Origin of the sequence: Streptomyces sp. NPDC017246, from assembly GCF_044331325.1 — a bacterium.
Lineage (GTDB): Bacteria > Actinomycetota > Actinomycetes > Streptomycetales > Streptomycetaceae > Streptomyces.
The window spans coordinates 228509-246918 of sequence record NZ_JBIRMW010000013.1; the positions used below are offsets into that span (position 1 = coordinate 228509).

An 18410-nucleotide genomic window follows, 5' to 3' on the forward strand; every position below is an offset into this window, starting at 1 on the left:
CGGTGGGTCCTACGAGAGGGGTGAGGCGGGAATGGGGAGACGGGAAGGGGGTGAGACGGGAAGGGGGTGAGACGGGAAGGGGGTGAGACGGGAGGAGTACGGATCAGTTCACGGGCGTACGGGCGGTCTGCGCGGCGCGGAAGCCGGGAGGCGCGACGTCCGCCGCACGCTCGTCGGGCTCGGTGAGGCGCCCGGCCGAGGCGTAGGCGGCCCGCTCCTTCGCGGTCGGGGAGAGGGCGACGAACGCGGAGGTGATGAAGAGGTAGGAGCCGAGGCCGACGGCGAGCGGGAAGATGAACTGCATGACGGTGGCCCCGGAGAGGCTCGCGCCGGAGGGCGTCACGTCCACCCGCACCGCGAACATGCCCGTGTAGTGCATGCTGCTGACGGCCGCGCCCATCACGAGCGAGGCGACGGCGACGGCCGCGGGCGAGTGGATGTTGAGGGCCGCCCACAGAGCCGCGGTGGCGGCGACGACGGCGATGAGCACCGAGAGGCCGACGAGCAGGGGGTCGAACCGCACCTCGCCGTGGAGCCGGAGAGCGGCCATGCCCATGTAGTGCATGCTCGCCACGCCGACTCCCGTGGTGAGCCCGCCGATCAGGAGCGAGCGGACGCGGTCGCGTCCGTAGCCGACGGCGAACACTCCGACGCCGACCACCGCCATGGCGATGACGAGGCTGAGGATGGTGAGCGGAACGTCGAAGCGGATGTCGGTGCCGGTCACGCCGAAGCCGAGCATCGCCACGAAGTGCATCGTCCAGATGCCGGTGCCGATCGCGGAGGCGGCGGTGAGCAGCCAGTTGCGTCGCGAGCGGCCTGTCGCGTCGAGTGCCCGTACGGTGCAGCGCAGCCCGAGGGCGGCACCGACGCAGGCCATCGCGTACGACAGTGCAGGTGTCAGCCAGCCGAAGGTGGCGTGGTCCAGGTGTCCCATGGCTCAGGGACGCTAGTGCGCATCGGGGGGCGCACCAGGGGCGCATTTCGAAAGCTGATGGAATATGACAGAGAGATGATCCCGAACGATCGCGCAGGACTCGAACGTGCACACAGATCGTTCACCCCTCCGGGTACGGGATCATGTCCGCATGAGCGATGACCCCACACACGTCCGAGAGTTCTTCGGCGCTCGCGCCGCCGACTGGGACAGCAGGTTCCCCGACGACGGGCCCGCCTACGCGGCCGCGGTGGACGAACTCGGTCTGCGCCCGGGCGACGCGGTGCTCGACGCGGGCTGCGGGACTGGGCGGGCCCTCCCGCCGCTCCGCGCCGCCGTCGGCCCCTCCGGCACCGTACTCGGCGCCGATCTCACCCCCGAGATGCTCGAACAGGCCGCCGGGGCCGGTCGCGGCGGAGCCGACGGCACCGCGACACTGCTGCTCACCGACGTCGGGCGCCTCCCTGTGCGCGACGGCGCGCTCGACGCCGTCTTCGGCGCGGGGCTCATCTCGCACCTCGCGGAACCTGTCGCCGACCTGCGTGAACTCGCCCGTGTCGTACGGCCCGGCGGCCGGCTCGCGCTCTTCCACCCGATCGGCCGCGCCGCGCTCGCGGCCCGCCACGGCCGGCGGATCACCCCGGAGGACCTACGCGCCGAACCCCGGCTGCGCCCGGTACTCGCCGAGGCCGGCTGGCGGCTCGTCAGCTACGTCGACGAGGACGCGCGCTATCTCGCCACGGCCGTACGGGAGGGCTGAGCCTCCACGCGCACCGGTGCGGCCCCGCACCGGCACCGTGCACGGCCTCCCACCGCCTCCCACCGCCTCGCAACGGCCCCACACGGCCTCATACGGCCCTGCCCAGCCCCACAGCGTCGACCGAGGCGTTGGCCAGGACACGGCCCGGGCGCGACGGGCCTGCACGGCGGCGTCCGGCCGGCTGCGGAGGAGTGACATCCGCCGCGTGTCAGGGCCGCGTCATGGCCCGGACGCGGGCGGAGCGCCGCCGCCGATCGGCCCTCCTCGAACCGGCCGGATCCGTCGGCCGGATGTGGCAGAGTCGGGGCGGGCGACGGTCCGAGGCCGCGGGACTCACCAGGTCCCGCCGGGGGCCGTGTCGGGGCGAGGGGGCTGTGAGTGGCGCGGGTTGTCGACGATCGGTTCGAGCTGTTGGCGCGGCTCGGCGGGGGCGGAATGGGCACCGTGTGGAGAGCACGGGACCTGGCACTCCACCGTGAGGTGGCCCTCAAGGAGGTACGCCCTCCCGACCCTGCACTGGCCGAGTACGACCCCGAGGGCGCCCGGGAACTCCGTATCCGGGTCCTCCGCGAGGCCCGGGCCCTCGCGCGCGTGGCGCACCCCCAGGTGGTGACCATCCATCACATCGTCGACGGCGGCGAAGGCACGTACCCCTGGCTCGTCATGGAGCTGGTCGCCGGCGGCTCGCTCCAGGACCGGCTCGACCGGGGCGTCCTCACACCGGGCGCGGCCGCCACTCTGGGGCGCGGAATCCTGGCCGGACTGCGCGCCGCGCACGCGGCCGGCATCCAGCACCGCGACATCAAGCCGGCGAACGTCCTCCTGCGGCCCGACGGCCTGCCCGTCCTCACCGACTTCGGCATCGCGGCGATCCACGGGGCCACGGCCCTCACCGCCGCGGGCTCGATCATCGGCACGCCCGACTACATGGCACCCGAACGCGTCGGCGGCGAGGAGGGCGGGCCCGCCGCCGACCTCTGGTCCCTGGCGATGACCCTGTACGTGGCGGTCGAAGGTCACCACCCGCTGCGCCGGGCCAACACCCTCGCGACGCTCGCGGCCGTGCTCGGTGAGGACGTGCCGCCGCCCCGTCGCGCCGGGCCGCTGACACGGGTGCTGACGAGCGTGCTGGTACGGGATCCGGGCGCACGCCCGGACGGCGGGTCGCTGGATCGTCTGCTCGCAGACGTCGAAGCGGAGGCGAACGCCGAGACTCGACCTCAAGCCGAACCCCCGGCCCCGGGCCTCGCCCGCTCTCAACCTGAACCTCTACCTCAGGATCAGGATCACGCTCCACTTCAGGCTCCGGAAGCGGTCGCGGACGGCGGGCGGCCCGCCGTCGACGGCGAGCCCCGGGACGCGATCCCGCCGGGCGGCGGAGCGCAGGCAGCCGCGGCGCCGCCCTTCTCCGTCGATGCCACCGCCGACACCGCCACCGCCTTCCCTCTCGCGCCTCCGCCACCGCCCCGGCCTCCCCTGCCGCCCTCGGCACACAAGCCGCGTACCGGGGTGTACGCCGCGGCGGCGGGGGCCGTCGTCGTGCTCGGCGGCGTGCTCGTCTGGAACCTCCTTCCCCTCGGTGGCGGGCAGGAAGGCGGAGAGGGCGACCGTGTCGCGGGCCGGCCCGGCGGTCAGAGCGCGTCCTCTTCGTCCACGCCGTCCACGCCGTCCACGCCGTCCACTGACGCGTCCGCGGCGAGCCCGACCGGCGGCGGCCCCAAGATCACCATCGGAATCAGGTTCGACCAGCCCGGTCTCGGCCTGAAGAAGCCGGACGGCACCTACGCCGGTCTCGACGTGGACGTCGCGAACTACCTCGCCCGCGCACTCGGACACGCTCCGGCCGAGGTCGTCTGGAAGGAGGTCCGGAGCGCCACCCGTGAGTCAGCCCTCGCCGGCGGCGACGTCGACCTCGTCGTGGCCACCTACACGATCAACGAGGCACGAAAGAAGAGCATCGACTTCGCCGGCCCCTATCTTGTGGCCCATCAGGACGTCCTGCTGCCGACGGGCAGCTCCGTCAGGACCCCGACGGATCTCAACGGCAAGAAGGTCTGCGCGGCCACCGGCTCGACCTCCGCACTCATGATCCCCGCGAGACTCGCCCCCCAGGCGCAGGTCGTGACCCGCGACACCTACTCGCGCTGCGTCGACGACCTGGCCTCGGGTGCCGTCGACGCCCTCAGCACCGACGACGCGCTGCTCGCCGGCTACGCCGCGCAGGACACGTACAAGGGCCGGTTCAAGCTCGCCGGCTTCCGCGTCAGCGACGAGCGCTACGGCGTCGGCCTCCCGAAGGGCAGTCCGCTTCGGGGAAGGGTCACGACCGCGCTCGAACGGATGATCTCCGACGGCTCCTGGCGCAAGGCCGTCGAGAAGAACCTCCCGCTCCTCGGTACGGACACGCCTCCGCAACCGGAGTGATCTGGTCCGGGACACCCTCGGGGTGTCCCGGACCGGGTTCCGGGTCACCGCGCTCAGAAGCGGAACCGCGCCTTGACCGGGTAGTGGTCCGACTGGCCCTCGTCGGCCGTCACGTCGCACGAGACGACCGTCCCGGCAGACGGGCCGAACAGGTAGTCGATCTTGATGCTGCGCGTGGCCAGCGGCTTCGTGGCCCGGCCGTCGCGCGGCTGCGTACTCGAAAGCCCCTCGTCGCACACGTAGATTCCACCGGCGCCCACGGACTTGAGCGCGTACTTGTCGCTCTCGTGAGGGGCATCCGTCATGTCCCCCGCGCGCCCCGGCTCCGCCCGACCGGGGCCGCTCTACCGGGGCCACTCGACCGGGGCCGCTCGACCGGGCCGTGTTCCTCCCACGCCGTACCTCGTCGGCCCTCCATCACGGCACCTTGCCATCACCGACGCCAACGCCCTCTTTTTTCCCGGCACTTCACTGCTTACCGTGGACATGCCGGGCAGTCCTGCCCGGGGAAGGCGGTGGGGCGTGGCACGGGTATCGGAACGACTCCGCAGACTCCTTCCCTCCGCCCGGCGGGCGCCCGAGACCGCCGCGCCGACGCCACCCCGGCCCCGGCAGGGGCACAACCTCTTCGAGGCGGCGGCGGAGTACGTGGCCGCGTGCGCCGAGGACGACCCGGCGAGGGCCGAGGAGGCGGCGAGCAGGGTCTCCCCCGGCATGCTGTCGTTCGGGGTCAACGAGCTGGCCTGCCGAGCCCTGCTCACCCTCGCCCGGGAACGGAACGAGTCGCCCGGCGCCGTGGCCCGCTCGCTGCTCGGACTCCGCGAGGAGCCTCGTGCTCCGGGACGATCCGACGGGTCGGCCGGGGAGTGACGCGCGGGACGTGCGGCGCGAAAGGCTTGATCGTCGGCCGTCGCGGCCCTACGGCGATGCAGGTCACGGCTCCGGGCTATGGACAGGCCTCCCTACTCACTGGTTAAGGTGCGCCGACAACCAGATGGGGAGGCATGCGTGGCTGGGACCGACCCGATCGCCGAGGCCGAGGCCGACGGCGATGCCGACGCGCTGTTCGTACTGACCGCGGCCCTGCTGACACCCGCGCGTTTCCCGAGCGTGCTCGGCGACGACTACCCGGCGGCCTGCGCGGCGCTGGGGCTGCAGCCGTACGCGGAGGGGTACGGGCTCGTGTTCGGCCAGGACGGGCTCGGGGCGCGTTGGACGGTCGTCGTCGACGATGTCTCGCTCGTCGCGGTGGCCATCTCCTCCTGGGACTGCGGCATGGCCTACGACCTCTCCCCCGACGAGAACTCGGTGGTGGCCGGCTTGCCCGGCTGGCCGCTGGCGGTGCGCAGCCGGGCCCCGGGCGTACCGGCCCCGCACGACCCCGCGCCGGAGGAGGGCGACCCGGCCCCGCTCGTCCCGCCCTCCGGCGACGAGTGGGGTCCTGCCCAGCGACGCCTCGGCGCCGACGAGGTGGCCCTCCAGTGGGCGGCCTGGCGCGCCCAGGTGAGCGACGACGACGCGGCTCCGGCGGGCCCGGCGGTTCCCGGCACCGAGGCCGCAGCCCCGGGGGCCGTACCCGCCGGGGCGGCACCCAGCGGCGGCGGCTCTTCCGCCGGAGTCAGGCGGGCCCTGGACGAGCTGCGCGGCTATCTGGAAGACCCGCCGCCGGTGGGCCGGGTGCGGTCCGCCCCCGGCGCGGACGCCGGTACGCGGATGCTCCGCGCGGACGGCCCCGGCTGGTCGCTCGCGGCCAGGGCCGACGACATGGCGTTCATCCTCCTCGACGAGCTGCCGCGCGAGGTGCTGCCGGTGACACGGGGACCCCGGCTCCCCGCGCTCCTCGAATCCCTCGACGCGATGGCCGTACGACCGTCCTGACGGGTGGCACCGTGAACGTATGGCCGTCCCGCGGGCCGGCAGCGTGCGCACATGGCCGTCCTGACGGGTGGCACCGTAACCGTACGACCGCCCCTGACAGGTGGGGCCGCGTGTCCGCCCCGGGGCGGGCGCCCGGTGCCTGCCCGTACTGAGCCGTGCGTCCGGCCCCTGTCCGTGTCGTGCCGCTCGCCCGCCCGGCCTGAGGAGCCGCGAGCCGTCAGGTCAGGGCGTGGCCGTACGTCGCGGCGAGCTCGTCGAGTTCCGGGTCTCCGAACATCGTGCGCAGTGCCCCGAACGCCACGACCTTGTCCTGGCCGAACCGGCTCACGGACCGGGCGTAGGTGTCCGGGGACAGGAACCTCGGCGGTGTGCTCTTGCTGTGGAACTTGTCCGCGTACATCACCAGCCGCTCCTCCTGTGTGATCGCCACATAGTCGGCGGGAGGCAGCGGCAGACCCTGGCTGACCACGTCCTCCTTGGTCAGTCCGACCCCCGTGTGGCACGAGCAGAACCGGCACACGACCTCCGGCAGCCCCTCGGCCACGAGGATCTCGTGCCCCAGGAGGCCGTGGCGGATGTAGTTCCGGCCGTCCAGCCGCCCTTCGGCGTCGAAGAGGCGGTACACGCCGATGTCGTGCAGCAGGCAGCCCGCGCGCACGAGGTCCACGTCGACGTCCAGGGCCGCCCGAGAGATCAGCCGCTCGGCCACCTTCCACACGATCTCGCAGTGTGTGAAGACGAGCTCGAAGGCCTCTTCATTCGGTGCGTGCCTCAGGTGCATCGCGCGTATCTCGTCCGCCGACGGAGTGTCCACTCCGGCAGCGTAATGAGTTCGGCCGAGACCGCTGACCACGGCTTCGGTGGTCCTTGTCTCGATCCTGTGCCCCATAGGACGACGGACCGAGGTGTGGTCCCAGGACATGGCCCGGCGGGAGGGGCGCGCCGCACGATGTGGCGCCCATCCCTTTCCGTCGCCCCACCGGAGGTCTCTCATGCGCCTGTTCCCAGGCGTCTCCCTGTTCGCCGCGCTTCTGACCGGGGTCACCGTCCTCGCCCCCGCGAGCCCCGCCGGGGCGGAGGAGCCCGCCACCTCGCACTGCGCGCGGCAGGACCGGCTCCGGGTCCCCGGCGCCGAACACCAGCAGTCCGCTTGTCTCGCGGATCTGACGACCGCCGGGCTGGCCGGCACGCCGTACACCGACACGACGGACCAGGCCGGGCTCGCCGCCCGGGGGACCCGTAATCCCTCGGGTGTGCCGGGAGTCCAGGTCGACGGCTACTTCCCCGACGACTCGCGGCTCAACGCCACCCACGGCTGGGCCCACGACGCGCAGTTCGTCATCCGGCTGCCCGACCGCTGGAACGGCGGGCTCGTCGTCACCGGCGCGCCGGGCACCCGGCGGCAGTACTCGACGGACGCCCTCATCTCCGACCAGGTCCTCTCCCGGGGCTTCGCCTACGCGGCCACGGACAAGGGCAACACGGGACCGGACTTCTTCACCGACGGACGGGGCCCGGGCGACGCGGTCGCCGAGTGGAACCGGCGGGTGACCGAGCTGACGCGGGCCGCCAAGAAGGCCGTGCGGCAGCGTTACGGCCGGTCCCCGGAACGCACGTACATGACGGGCATCTCCAACGGCGGGTACCTGACGCGCTGGCAGCTGGAGAACCGTCCCGAGCTGTACGACGGCGGGGTCGACTGGGAGGGCGTGCTGTGGACCACGCGGGGCCCCAATCTGCTGACAAGCCTCCCGGTGACCGTGGCCAGATCGCTCGGGCAGGCCTCCGACGAGGATCTGATCGGGGCGGGCTTCGCGCCCGGTTCACGCTTCCTCTGGCCGTACCACGAGAAGGCGTACTGGGGACTGACGCAGAAGATCTTCCGGGCCGAGTTCGACCCCTCGTACGATCCGGCGTGCCCCGGCGCCACCGCCGGCGCGACCGTGGAGCAGATCTTCGCGCCCTGTGCCTCGGACGCCTCGTACGACTACGCGTCCCGGCCTGCCTCCGTCCACCGAGCGGTCGCGAAGGTCGCGCTGGACGGACGGATCGGCAAGCCGCTCATCACACTCCACGGCGACCTGGACACCTTGCTGCCCATCGCCACGGACTCGGACGTCTACACCCGGATGATCGACGCGCGGGGCCGGGGTGGGCTGCACCGGTACTACACGGTGCGGGACGGGACGCACACCGACGGCCTGTACGACACGTATCCGGACCAGTTGCGTCCGATCCTGCCGTGCTACCGCTCCGCGTTCGACGCGCTGACGCGCTGGGTGGAGAACGGTACGGCGCCGCCGACGGACCGCACGATCGCGCGGCCCGCGAGCGGTGACGTGGTCAACTCCTGCGCTCTGGAGGAGTGAGCCGGGGGCGCCGACCGGCCCCGGCGGGCAGCTCGGTTCCGGTCAGACCCTGGTCCGGTGAGCACTGCTCCCGGCCAGACCCCTCCGGCCGGCTCTGCGCTCTCGCTCAGACCCTTTCCAGCGGGCGGTACGGGCCCTCGGGCAGCTCGGCGCGGATCGGGTCGCCGGGCCGCACCTCCCCGCCGCTCAGGACGATCCCCATGATCCCGGCCTTGCGCACGATCTCGCCGTTCTCGTCACGGCCGAGGACCTGCTTGAGGAGTCCGTGCCGGAAGTTGTCGATCTGGGCACAGGGATTGCGCAGTCCGGTGACCTCGACGACGGCCTCGGCCCCGAGGTACAGACGGGTGCCGGTGGGCAGACCGAGGAGGTCGATGCCCCGGGTGGTGACGTTCTCGCCGAGGTCGCCCGGGGCGACCTCGAAGCCGGCGCCGGCGACGTCGTCGAAGAGCTCGGCGTGGATGAGGTGGACCTGGCGCAGGTTGGGCTGGGTCGGGTCCTGAGCGACACGGGAGCGGTGCTTCACCGTGACGCCAGCGTGGACGTCGCCCTCCACGCCGAGCCCGGCGAGGAGGGTGATGCCCTCCCTGTTGGGCTTGGTGAACGTGTACGTGCCGTTACTGCTGACCGTGGTGACCGTACCGTCGCTCATGGCGAGGAACTCCCCCTTCTCCGCTCTCCCGCGGCCGGAAAGCCGGCCACCGGCGGGTTCGACCGCCGGTCACCGACTGCCCCGACTGCCGACTGCCGACTGCCGACTGCCGAACCGATGATCACACCTCGCGTGACCGTCCCCGACCCTACTCGGCCCACTCGGAACGCAGCGGCGCGCCCACCTCGTGAAGATGACCGAGGGCCTGGCGGTACGAGTCCACGAAGCCGGTCTCGGTGTACGGGACGCCGAGTGCGGCGCAGTGGGCACGGACGGCGGGCTGAGCGAGGCGCAGATGGGGGCGCGGCATGCTCGGGAAGAGGTGGTGCTCGACCTGGTAGTTGAGCCCGCCGAGGAACCAGTCGGTCAGGACGCCGCCCCGGATGTTGCGCGAGGTCAGCACCTGGCGCCGCAGATGACCCCAGCTCTCGCCGTCCGCGTGTTCGTCGGGCCGTTCCATGCCCTTGTGGTTGGGGGCGAAGGCCATACCCAGGTGCACTCCGAACAGCATCTGGTGGACGAGGGCGAAGACGAGGGCCTGGGCGGGGGTGAGGAGGGTGAGCAGCAGGGCCGTGTATCCGGCGAAGTGGGCGAGGAGCAGCGAGCCCTCGACGAGCCGCTCGCGGCGGGTGCGGCAGGGTCCGTCCTTCGCCAGCAGGGACTGGACCCCGTACACCTTGAGCGCGATGCCCTCCAGGGTCGTCAGGGGGAAGAACAGCCAGGCCTGGTGGCGGGTGAGGAATCCGCGCAGCCCCTTGCGACCGGTGGTCTGGTGCTCGGCGAAGACGAGGATGTCGGCCGCGACGTCCGGGTCCTTGTCGAGGTGGTTGGGGTGGGCGTGATGACGGTTGTGCTTGTCGTTCCACCACTCCCTGCTCATGCCGAGCAGAAGGTTGGCGTGGACGAGCTGGACGATCCGGCTGACCTTCCGGTTCGCCGTGATCTGGGCATGTCCGGCGTCGTGGCCGACGAAGGCGACCCGGGCCGAGAGCAGCGCGAGGGGTACGGCGAGCGGCAGGACCCACCAGGAGGGACCGATCAGGGCGAGTCCGGCCACCACGGCGGCGATGCCGAAGAGGTTCACCGCGATGCCGCGGGCGTACCAGGCGGGGCGGTGTTCGAGGAGGCCCTGTTCCCTGACCATCCGCAGGAGCGGGGAGAACTCGCTGCCGCCCCTGGCGCGGCCGGGCGCCGCGGCGGGTGCGGCGGCCGGGGGCAGGATGGTGGCCTGGGACATGGCTGGCTCCGGTTTCTGTCGGTCGGGATCCGGCGGCGACTCGGCGGGTTCCGTGTTCGTTCGGCCTGTGGGCGCCTACCGAGAACGTACGGATCCGCGGGCGTCCGGAGCCATGGCGTCACCACCCGCCCCGGGGCGGGGGCGCGCCGGGGGCCGGAGGTAGGGAGATCCCCACCCTCGCGGGGCTGTGGTGTGGATCACGCGAGATGAGCGCGCCGTCGCGGCTTCGCGTCAGGTACCCTCGGCGGCTCGGACGTCAGGTAGTCAAATTTGAGGAATGCGTTGTCGCTGTCGCACGGACCCGATGATCCCGCCCGCGAACCCGCTCTGAAACTCCCCCGCGAACTCACCCGCCTCTCCGCCGTCTTCCTTCCCGCCGATCCGCCTCGCGCAGGCCGGATCGCCTTCTGGTCGCCGGACGGTGACGCACTGCCGGACACACCCGACGGCACGGGTACCGGCGCAGGCGCAGGAACAGACACGGGCACAGGCACCTCGGACACACCGGGCACCGCCCGACACACCGCCCCGGACGCCACGCCGGTCCCCGTCGACATCACGGTGGTGGACGGCGAGACCCTTCGGCCGGTGACCGTTCCCGCGTTCACCCTCTCCGTACGGGACTCCCTGCCGCTGCTCGCCCGCGCCCGTTTCTCCGACGCCGCGTCCCCCGCGAGTGCCTTCTGGGGCGCCGCCTCGCTCCTCGCCCTCGACCTCGTCGCCCGCGGCCTGCTCCTACCCGGCCTCACGCCCGGTGACGTCGACGCCTGGCGAGCAGGTCCCCTCGGCCCCGCCGAACTGGCCGAACTGCGGACGCTCGCCGCGTCGATGCCGCCCACGGCCCACGCCGTACCGCTGTCGTCGGACGAGCCGCCGCTCCTTCCCGAACCCGAGGCGCTGCTCCGCGCCTTCGCCGACGCCGTCGCCGACGCCCTGCCCCGTACCCCGGCGGCTCCCCTCGCCGCCGGCGGGCCGGCCTTCGCGACCCACACGCCGCAGACGATTCCCGAGCACCGGGCGTGGGCCGCCGATGTGGCCGCAGTGCACGACGCGGGCGTTCGGCTCTCGCTCCGGCTCGAACTTCCCGGTTTCACCGCCGAGTCGGAGGAGGCGCCGACCTTCCGTGCGGTGCTGCAACTGCACGGCGTCGCCGATCCGACGCTGGTCGCGGACGCGGCGGAGGTATGGGCGGGCTCCGGCCGGACGGGAGCCGCGTTCGGTCCCCGGGCCCGGATGGACGCCCTCCTCGCACTGCGGCGCGCCGCCCGCGCCTGGCCCCCGCTGGCCCCGCTCCTGACCGCGGCCGTACCCGACACCGTCGAACTCGCCGACGAGGAGGTCGCGGAGCTCCTCGGCGCGCCGGGGCGCGCCCTCAGTGCGAGCGGGGTCCAGGTGCACTGGCCGCGCGAGCTCGCCGACCGGCTGACCGCGAGCGCGGTGATCGGCCCGACGGGTGGAACGGCCCACGAGGCGGGGCGCCCCCCCGAGGGCTTCGGAGAGGCCACGCGACCCGGAGGAGTCGGGGGCATCGGAGGAACCGGGGAAGCCGAGGACTCTCAGGAGTCCGACGAGAGCCGCTCCTCCGGGCTTCCCTCCTTCCTCTCCGCCGACGCTCTGCTCGGCTTCAACTGGCGCTTCGCCGTCGGCGATCACGAGCTGAGCCGCGCCGAGCTCGACCGGCTCGCCGAGGCCGGGCGACCCCTCGTGCGCCTGCGTGACCGGTGGGTGCTGGTCGACCCGGCCGAGGTACACCGGGCCCGGTCCCACTCGGACCGGAAGCTGACTCCGGTGGACGCCCTCTCGGCCGTTCTCACCGGCACCACGGAGATCGGCGGCCACACCGTCGAGGTGGCGGCGAGCGGCTGGCTGGAGCGGCTGCGGGAGCGGCTCGCCGATCCCGAGGGCGGCCGGCCGGAGGTCTCCCAGCCCCCGGCGCTCGCCGCGACCCTGCGCGACTACCAGCTGCGCGGTCTCGACTGGCTGCACCGGATGACCTCGCTCGGCCTCGGCGGCTGTCTCGCCGACGACATGGGACTCGGCAAGACGATCACGGTCATCGCCCTGCATCTCCACCGGCAGTCCGACCCGGCCTCCGCAGGGCCCACCCTCGTCGTCTGCCCGACCTCGCTCATGGGCAACTGGCAGCGGGAGATCGAGAAGTTCGCGCCCGGCACGCCCGTGCGCCGTTTCCACGGCGCCACCCGTGACCTGGAGGACCTGGCCGACGGCGGTTTCGTCCTCACCACGTACGGCACCATGCGGCTCGACGCGCCACGACTCGCCGCGCGGACCTGGGGACTCGTCGTCGCCGACGAGGCGCAGCACGTCAAGAACCCGTACTCGGCGACGGCCAAGCAGCTGCGGACCATCGGGGCACGCGCGCGCGTGGCGCTGTCCGGCACACCGGTGGAGAACAACCTCTCCGAGCTCTGGGCCATCCTCGACTGGACCACCCCGGGACTGCTCGGCAGCCTGGGCACCTTCCGGACGCGGTTCGCCGCCGCCGTGGAGGGGGGCCGGGACCCGGCCGCCGCCACACGACTGGCCGCGCTGGTCCGTCCGTTCCTGTTGCGCCGCCGCAAGTCGGACCCGGGCATCGCACCCGAGCTGCCGCCGAAGACGGAGACCGACCGCACCGTCTCCCTGACGCCGGAACAGGCCGGTCTCTACGAGGCGGTGGTACGGGAGACCCTGGAGGCGATCTCCGAGGCCGACGGCATGGAGCGGCGCGGTCTGGTCGTGAAGCTGCTGACCGGTCTCAAGCAGATCTGCAACCATCCGGCGCAGTACCTCAAGGAGGAACGGCCGAGGATCGAGGGCCGTTCGGGCAAGCTGGAACTGCTCGACGAACTGCTCGACACGATCCTCGCCGAAGGCGCCTGCACGCTGGTGTTCACCCAGTACGTGGGGATGGCCAGGCTCCTGGAGGCGCATCTCGCGGCACGCGGGGTACGGACCCAGTTCCTGCACGGCGGGACACCGGTCGCCGAGCGCGAGGCGATGGTCGTCCGCTTCCAGAACGGCGAGGTCCCGGTCTTCCTGCTCTCCCTGAAGGCCGCCGGCACGGGCCTCAACCTCACCCGCGCGGAACACGTCGTGCACTACGACCGCTGGTGGAACCCGGCCGTGGAGGCCCAGGCCACCGACCGCGCGTACCGGATCGGACAGGACCGACCGGTTCAGGTGCACCGGCTGATCGCCGAGGGCACGATCGAGGACCGGATCGCGACCATGCTCGACCGCAAACGGGAGCTGGCGGACTCCGTCCTCGGCGCGGGCGGGGACACCCCGCCGGAGCTGACCGAACTGACCGATGCCGAGTTGGCGGAGCTCGTACGACTGCGGGGGGACGGACGATGAGCGAGTACGGACACGAGGGCGACGAGCGGACCTTCGCGGCGCTGCCTCCCTCGCAGGGCGCGGCCTTCACCCGCACCTGGTGGGGCCGGGCGTGGCTCAAGGCCCTGGAGGACACGGCGCTCGACGGCCAGCAGCTCAAGGCGGGACGCCGGCAGGCGCGGGCGGGCGCGGTGGGCGCCGTGTCGGTGCGGCCCGGCCGCATCACGGCGGTGGTCAAGGACCGGGACGGCACGGCGCACCGCAGCGACGTGCTGGTCCGGGAGTTCTCGGAGGAGGAGTGGGAACGGCTTCTCGACCTCGCCGTGGACAGCGCGGGCCACATCGCGGCACTCCTCGACCGCGAGATGCCGCCGCACCTGGTGGAGGACGCGGCGGCGGCCGGACTCGATCTGCTGCCGGGGATCGGCGACCTCGATCCGGAGTGCGGCTGCGAGGCGTGGGACCACTGTCCGCACACGTCGGCGCTCTGCTACCAGGTGGCGCGCCTGCTCGACGAGGACCCCTTCGTGCTGCTCCTGATGCGGGGGCGCGGCGAGCGCACCCTCCTGGACCAGCTGCAGGAGCGCAGCGTCTCCCGTGCCGTGCGCGGCGGGCGGGGAGCGGACGACACGCCGGACGCGGACGGCGCCGAGGGCGTCGGCGGGATGCCCGGCGTGTCGGCCGAGGAGGCGTACGCGGCGGCCTTCCTGCTGCCGCCGCTGCCCGCCCCACCGGTCGCCCCTGACGCGCCGGGCCGGTCGCCGTCCCTTGACACGGATACGGAGCCGGGGCCGGGGATCGACCCGGAGGCGCTCGAATTCCTCGCGTCGGACGCGGCGGACCGCGCCCACCGCATGCTCGTGGAGGCGCTCACCGTCGGCGCGTCGGGCGTGCTCGGTGGCGGCGCGGTCGGCGGATCCCCTGCTGAGGCGCCGCCGCTGACGGCTGCGCAGGACGCGGTGCGGCTCGCGTCGGGCTCCCCCGCGCCGTGGATCGCGGCGCGGCTCACCTCCGGTTCGGGGCGGACACGGGCGGAGATGGACCTGGCCATGCGCGCGTGGCGGTTCGGGGGCGCCGCCGCCCTCGCCGTACTGGAGGAGGAGTGGACGCCGGACGCCGAGGCTCTCACCTGGGCCGGGGCCCGGCTCTCGGAGGCCTGGGAGGACGACGAGCGGCCGGTACTGCGACGGGCGGGCGCGCGCTGGACCGTGGTGGGCGCGGAGACGCAGCTACGGCTCGGTGAGGACGGGCGCTGGTGGCCGTACCTCAAGTCCGGGGCCCGCTGGTCCCCCGCCGGACCGCCCGACCGCGATCCGGCCACCGCCCTGGCGACGGCCCTCGCCGCCGGCCCTACCGGAGCCGGTGGCTGATCTTGCCGCCGGTGGCGGAGGAGGCGGCCAGGCTGCAGGCGACGGTGTCCGAACCGAGGAGGTAGCTGGTTCGGTACGGGTACTGGACGAAGGTGGTCCAGCGCGTGCCGGCCGGCTGCCGCGCGGCCTTGCGGCGCAGCGGTTCGCGGCACAGCAGGGTCGCCGCCTCACGGATCGCCGCGTCGGTGGCGCGCAGGCCGGTCAGGCGGAGCCGGGCGACGAGTTCGGCCTGGTGCGGCGTGTCGCAGGCGCGCCGGAGGGCGGTGCCCGGCGCGTCGCGGTCGATGTCGAAGCAGTCGCCGACGCGCAGCGCCTCGAAGGAGACGGGCCGCTCGGAGCCACCGTCACGCGTCGCGGAGGCGGTCGGGTGTGGCGGGCGGTGGTACTCCCGGTGCGGGAAGGCGTCGGGGACGGGCTGTCCCCGGGGGGAGCGGACCGCTGTGGGCGCGCGGTGCGGGTCGGTGTGCCGTCCGTGCCCGCGTCTGCCGTCGGCGTGTCGGCGGTACGGGTGCCGGTGGCCCCGGTGTCGCCGGTGCGCGTGTCGGCCGGTCCTCCGTCGCCGGGCGGGGTGGCCTCGGGCCGGCCGTCTCCGCCGACGACGGGCGGCGGAGCGCCGATCGCGTCCTCGCCCGGCCGGCCGGCGGTGGACACGCTCTGCTCTGTTCCGCCACGGGCGGCGAGGAAGGCGGTCGCCACGAGGGCGGCCACGAGCAGCGGGACGAGCGGCACGCCGAACCGGTTGGCGCGCCGCGCGGCGGGGCCGGGCCGGGGCGCGCCGAGCCGGACGAGCCGGGGAGACCAGCCGGACTCGGAGCCGGCTCGCGGCGCCACGGCGGAGCGGCGCGCCCGACTCCCGCCGGACGTGTCGCCGGCGTCGGACGTGTCGCCGGGGCCGAACGTATCCCCGGGGCCGGCAGCGTCGCTGGAGCGGGACGCACCGCCGGGGCGGGCTGCCGCACCGACCTGGTCCGGCGCGCCGAGCAGATCCGAGGCACCGAGCAGAGTCGAGGCACCGACCGGGTCACCTGAACCGCGCGACCCGGACGAGTAGTCCGGGTCGGAGACGTCGTGCGCGCCGGACGCGTCACGCGCGCCGGACGCATCGACGTGGTCGGACGCGTCGCCCGGCTCGGCCGCGTCACGCGAGCCGGACTGGACGTGCGCAGGGGACACGTCACGCGGGGTGGACTCGGCCTGCGCAGCGGACGCGCCGAGCAGGTCGGGTTCGCCCGGTCGGCGGTCCGGCGGTGGGGTGTCGGTGGACGGGTGCGGCACGCGGTCCAGGTTCGCCGTTCGGCGGCCGTCCGGCCACCCATTTCCGCGCACCGGGCGACGCCCGTACAGAACCGTGACAATCGTCGGCGCCGCTCCCGCACGCCACCACCGCCGCTGCCGCCCCGTCACACGTCGTCCCTACAGGCCGAGCTGGCGCTCCGCGCCCTCGACCGTCTGGGCGAGGAGCACGGCGATGGTCATGGGACCGACACCACCGGGGACCGGGGTGATGAGGGAGGCGCGCTCGGCGGCCGACGCGAAGTCGACGTCGCCGATGTTGCCCGGGTTGTAGCCGGCGTCGACGACGACGGCGCCGGGCTTGATGTCGGCGCCCTTGATGAAGTTCGGCTTGCCGACGGCGGCGACGAGGACGTCGGCCTCGCGGACGACGGAGGAGAGGTCCTCGGTCCGGGAGTGGCAGTAGGTGACGGTGGCGTCGCGGCCGAGGAGGAGCAGACCGGCCGGCTTGCCGAGGATCGCGCTGCGGCCGACGACGACGGCGCGCTTGCCCCGGAGTTCGACGTCGTACGCGTCGAGGAGGCGCATGATGCCGCCGGGCGTGCAGGAGACGAAGCCGGGCAGACCGAAGCCCATGGCGGCGAAGGAGGCCATGGTGACACCGTCGACGTCCTTCTCCGGTGCGATGGCCTCGAACGCGGCGCGCTCGTCGATGTGCGGGCCGACGGGGTGCTGGAGGAGGATGCCGTGGACCTCGGGGTCCTGGGAGAGCGCCGTGATCGCGGCGACGAGCTCCTCGGTCGTCGTGGAGGCGGGGAGCTCGACGTGCTGGGAGCGGATTCCGGCCTTCGCGCAGCGGTTCTGCTTCATCTTCACGTACGTCACGGAGGCCGGGTCCGCGCCGACCAGGACGGTCGCGAGGCAGGGGGTGACGCCGGTGCGACGGGTGATCTCGGCGGCGCGGGCGGCGGTCTCCTCGACCGTACGGCGGGCGAGGGCCGTGCCGTCCATGAGGGTGGCGGTGCTGGTGGACATGGCAACTCCTGGGCGTCGTCTCTGACCGGTGATTCGCCCAGGCGCACGGCATCGGTACGGTCGCGCCGGTGGAACGCGCTCCCGCCGGGCCGCTCCCCGGTGGTGATCCACCTCCAGCGCCAGTCACGGCCCGAGCCCCACTCTACGTGACGGGTCGGGGACGGGTCGGGGGCGGCTCCCGGACAGGGTGCATATGCCCGAGTGCCGGGACGCTTGTCTGCGGCGCGCCGCCGCATCACGATGTGCCCGACGGGCCGGACGACCTCGACGAGGAGGCCGAGTTGAGCGATGCGTGGGTTGCCGGGCGGACGGGGCCGAAACCCTCGACCACGACGGACGGGGTCCCTGCCGAGACCGGGAACGTCCGGCCGCTGGTCGCCGCGTCGTGGCGGCGCTCCGCACGCGCACGCGTGAGTCCGGACGGGGCTGCCCGGGTGGAGCTCGACGAGGACGAATTGACCGCGTACCGGGACGGTCATCCGCTGGCGGCGGCGATGCCGGTGATCAGGGAGCTGATGGGGGCGTACGCGACGGGCGGGGAGCATCTGTTCGCGGTCTGCGACGCCGCCGGACGGATGCTGTGGGTCGAGGCCCACCCCCCAGCACACTGGGCGTGGCCATCGGGGTCGCGGTCGGCTGGGGCGTCGCCGTGGTGGCCGCGCGGATCTTCCAGGGCTGGTCGGTCGGCGGTAGCAGCATCCGCATCGCGTTCGCCATCACCCCCACAAGCGTCCTCAACGGACTGGCCATGGGCCTGCTCATCGCCTTCGCCGCCATCCTGGCCACCAGCGTGCGCATCAGCAGGTTCAACATCATCGCCGCGATCCGCGACCTCCCGACGACGCCCGGCCAAGGACCGCGCCGCCGACTGCTCGCGGTCTCCAGCACCCTGGCCGTCCTCTGCGCGCTCGTGGCCGTCCCGGCCGTGGCACGCAGCCAGCCCGACGCGACCTACCTCATGCCGGCACTCGCCCTGGCCTTCGCCGCCCCGGCGCTGCTCCGCATCCTCCCCCGTCACACCGTCACCACATCGGTCGCGGGGGCCGTCCTCGCATGGACGCTCCTGGCACCCGTCATACGGCCCCGGATCTTCGACACACCCTCGATGTCCGTATACGTCATCCAGGGCGCCCTGGCCGCCTTCTCCGCCGTGGTGCTCGTCAGCGACAACCAGAA

The 18410-nt window shown here is 73.4% G+C and carries 15 protein-coding genes, 1 pseudogene and 1 riboswitch; of the genes and pseudogenes, 9 read left to right on the forward strand and 7 right to left on the reverse strand.

Annotation, left to right across the window (positions count from 1 at the left end; all coding sequences use genetic code 11):
* Positions 1-103: 103 nt before the first annotated feature.
* The gene (locus ACH4MY_RS27965; protein WP_398006505.1) at positions 104-937 is read right to left on the reverse strand and encodes an MHYT domain-containing protein; all 834 of its coding nucleotides are present in this window, start codon (positions 935-937) and stop codon (positions 104-106) included.
* Positions 938-1088: 151 nt separating this feature from the next.
* On the opposite strand from ACH4MY_RS27965, the gene ACH4MY_RS27970 reads away from it, so the two are divergent.
* Together ACH4MY_RS27970 and ACH4MY_RS27975 are read left to right on the forward strand one after the other, a co-directional pair.
* Complete coding sequence (locus ACH4MY_RS27970) at positions 1089-1697, forward strand: methyltransferase domain-containing protein (protein ID WP_398006506.1); 609 nt, start codon at positions 1089-1091, stop codon at positions 1695-1697.
* A 435-nt stretch (positions 1698-2132) separates the two neighbouring features.
* A complete protein-coding gene (locus tag ACH4MY_RS27975) occupies positions 2133-4121 on the forward strand; it encodes a bifunctional serine/threonine-protein kinase/glutamate ABC transporter substrate-binding protein (RefSeq protein WP_398006525.1) in 1989 nt (662 codons plus the stop codon).
* Between the two features lie 53 nt (positions 4122-4174).
* Here ACH4MY_RS27975 and ACH4MY_RS27980 read toward each other — a convergent pair whose 3' ends face one another.
* Positions 4175-4426: a hypothetical protein gene (locus ACH4MY_RS27980; RefSeq protein WP_398006507.1), complete on the reverse strand. Its 252-nt coding sequence runs from the start codon at positions 4424-4426 to the stop codon at positions 4175-4177.
* A 217-nt stretch (positions 4427-4643) separates the two neighbouring features.
* Here ACH4MY_RS27980 and ACH4MY_RS27985 point away from each other — a divergent pair, with 217 nt between their 5' ends.
* Together ACH4MY_RS27985 and ACH4MY_RS27990 are read left to right on the forward strand one after the other, a co-directional pair.
* Positions 4644-4991: a hypothetical protein gene (locus ACH4MY_RS27985; protein WP_398006508.1), complete on the forward strand. Its 348-nt coding sequence runs from the start codon at positions 4644-4646 to the stop codon at positions 4989-4991.
* Between the two features lie 138 nt (positions 4992-5129).
* The gene (locus ACH4MY_RS27990; RefSeq protein ID WP_398006509.1) at positions 5130-5999 is read left to right on the forward strand and encodes a hypothetical protein; all 870 of its coding nucleotides are present in this window, start codon (positions 5130-5132) and stop codon (positions 5997-5999) included.
* 217 nt (positions 6000-6216) lie between these two features.
* Here ACH4MY_RS27990 and ACH4MY_RS27995 read toward each other — a convergent pair whose 3' ends face one another.
* On the reverse strand, positions 6217-6780 hold the full coding sequence (locus ACH4MY_RS27995; RefSeq protein WP_398006526.1) for an HD domain-containing protein: 564 nt from the start codon (positions 6778-6780) through the stop codon (positions 6217-6219).
* Positions 6781-6991: 211 nt separating this feature from the next.
* Here ACH4MY_RS27995 and ACH4MY_RS28000 point away from each other — a divergent pair, with 211 nt between their 5' ends.
* Positions 6992-8368: a tannase/feruloyl esterase family alpha/beta hydrolase gene (locus ACH4MY_RS28000; RefSeq protein ID WP_398006510.1), complete on the forward strand. Its 1377-nt coding sequence runs from the start codon at positions 6992-6994 to the stop codon at positions 8366-8368.
* A 106-nt stretch (positions 8369-8474) separates the two neighbouring features.
* Here the strand turns inward: ACH4MY_RS28000 and ACH4MY_RS28005 are convergent, their stop codons facing one another.
* Both ACH4MY_RS28005 and ACH4MY_RS28010 read right to left on the reverse strand, forming a co-directional pair.
* Complete coding sequence (locus ACH4MY_RS28005) at positions 8475-9020, reverse strand: MOSC domain-containing protein (RefSeq protein ID WP_398006511.1); 546 nt, start codon at positions 9018-9020, stop codon at positions 8475-8477.
* A 148-nt stretch (positions 9021-9168) separates the two neighbouring features.
* On the reverse strand, positions 9169-10257 hold the full coding sequence (locus tag ACH4MY_RS28010) for a fatty acid desaturase family protein (RefSeq protein WP_398006512.1): 1089 nt from the start codon (positions 10255-10257) through the stop codon (positions 9169-9171).
* 282 nt (positions 10258-10539) lie between these two features.
* On the opposite strand from ACH4MY_RS28010, the gene ACH4MY_RS28015 reads away from it, so the two are divergent.
* Both ACH4MY_RS28015 and ACH4MY_RS28020 read left to right on the forward strand, forming a co-directional pair.
* Entirely contained in the window at positions 10540-13617 is a 3078-nt protein-coding gene (locus ACH4MY_RS28015) for a DEAD/DEAH box helicase (protein ID WP_398006513.1), read from the forward strand.
* Positions 13614-14966 carry an SWF or SNF family helicase gene (locus ACH4MY_RS28020; RefSeq protein ID WP_398006514.1) on the forward strand — a complete coding sequence of 451 codons (1353 nt, stop codon included), beginning with the start codon at positions 13614-13616 and terminating at the stop codon, positions 14964-14966. The genes ACH4MY_RS28015 and ACH4MY_RS28020 overlap by 4 nt, the downstream gene beginning before the upstream one ends.
* A gap of 201 nt (positions 14967-15167) precedes the next feature.
* On the opposite strand, the gene ACH4MY_RS28025 is transcribed toward ACH4MY_RS28020, so the two are convergent.
* Positions 15168-16241, reverse strand: coding sequence for a hypothetical protein (locus tag ACH4MY_RS28025; protein WP_398006515.1), 1074 nt, complete (start codon positions 16239-16241; stop codon positions 15168-15170).
* A gap of 138 nt (positions 16242-16379) precedes the next feature.
* Positions 16380-17234 carry a bifunctional 5,10-methylenetetrahydrofolate dehydrogenase/5,10-methenyltetrahydrofolate cyclohydrolase gene (locus ACH4MY_RS28030; protein WP_398006516.1) on the reverse strand — a complete coding sequence of 285 codons (855 nt, stop codon included), beginning with the start codon at positions 17232-17234 and terminating at the stop codon, positions 16380-16382.
* 28 nt (positions 17235-17262) lie between these two features.
* A riboswitch (ZMP/ZTP riboswitch) is annotated at positions 17263-17371 on the reverse strand.
* A gap of 144 nt (positions 17372-17515) precedes the next feature.
* Between ACH4MY_RS28030 and ACH4MY_RS28035 the strand changes: the two are divergent.
* Positions 17516-17839, forward strand: a pseudogene (locus ACH4MY_RS28035) (transcriptional regulator); the annotation flags it as partial.
* An 8-nt stretch (positions 17840-17847) separates the two neighbouring features.
* The coding region (locus tag ACH4MY_RS28040; RefSeq protein WP_398006517.1) for a hypothetical protein at positions 17848-18410 on the forward strand (563 nt) is incomplete at its 3' end.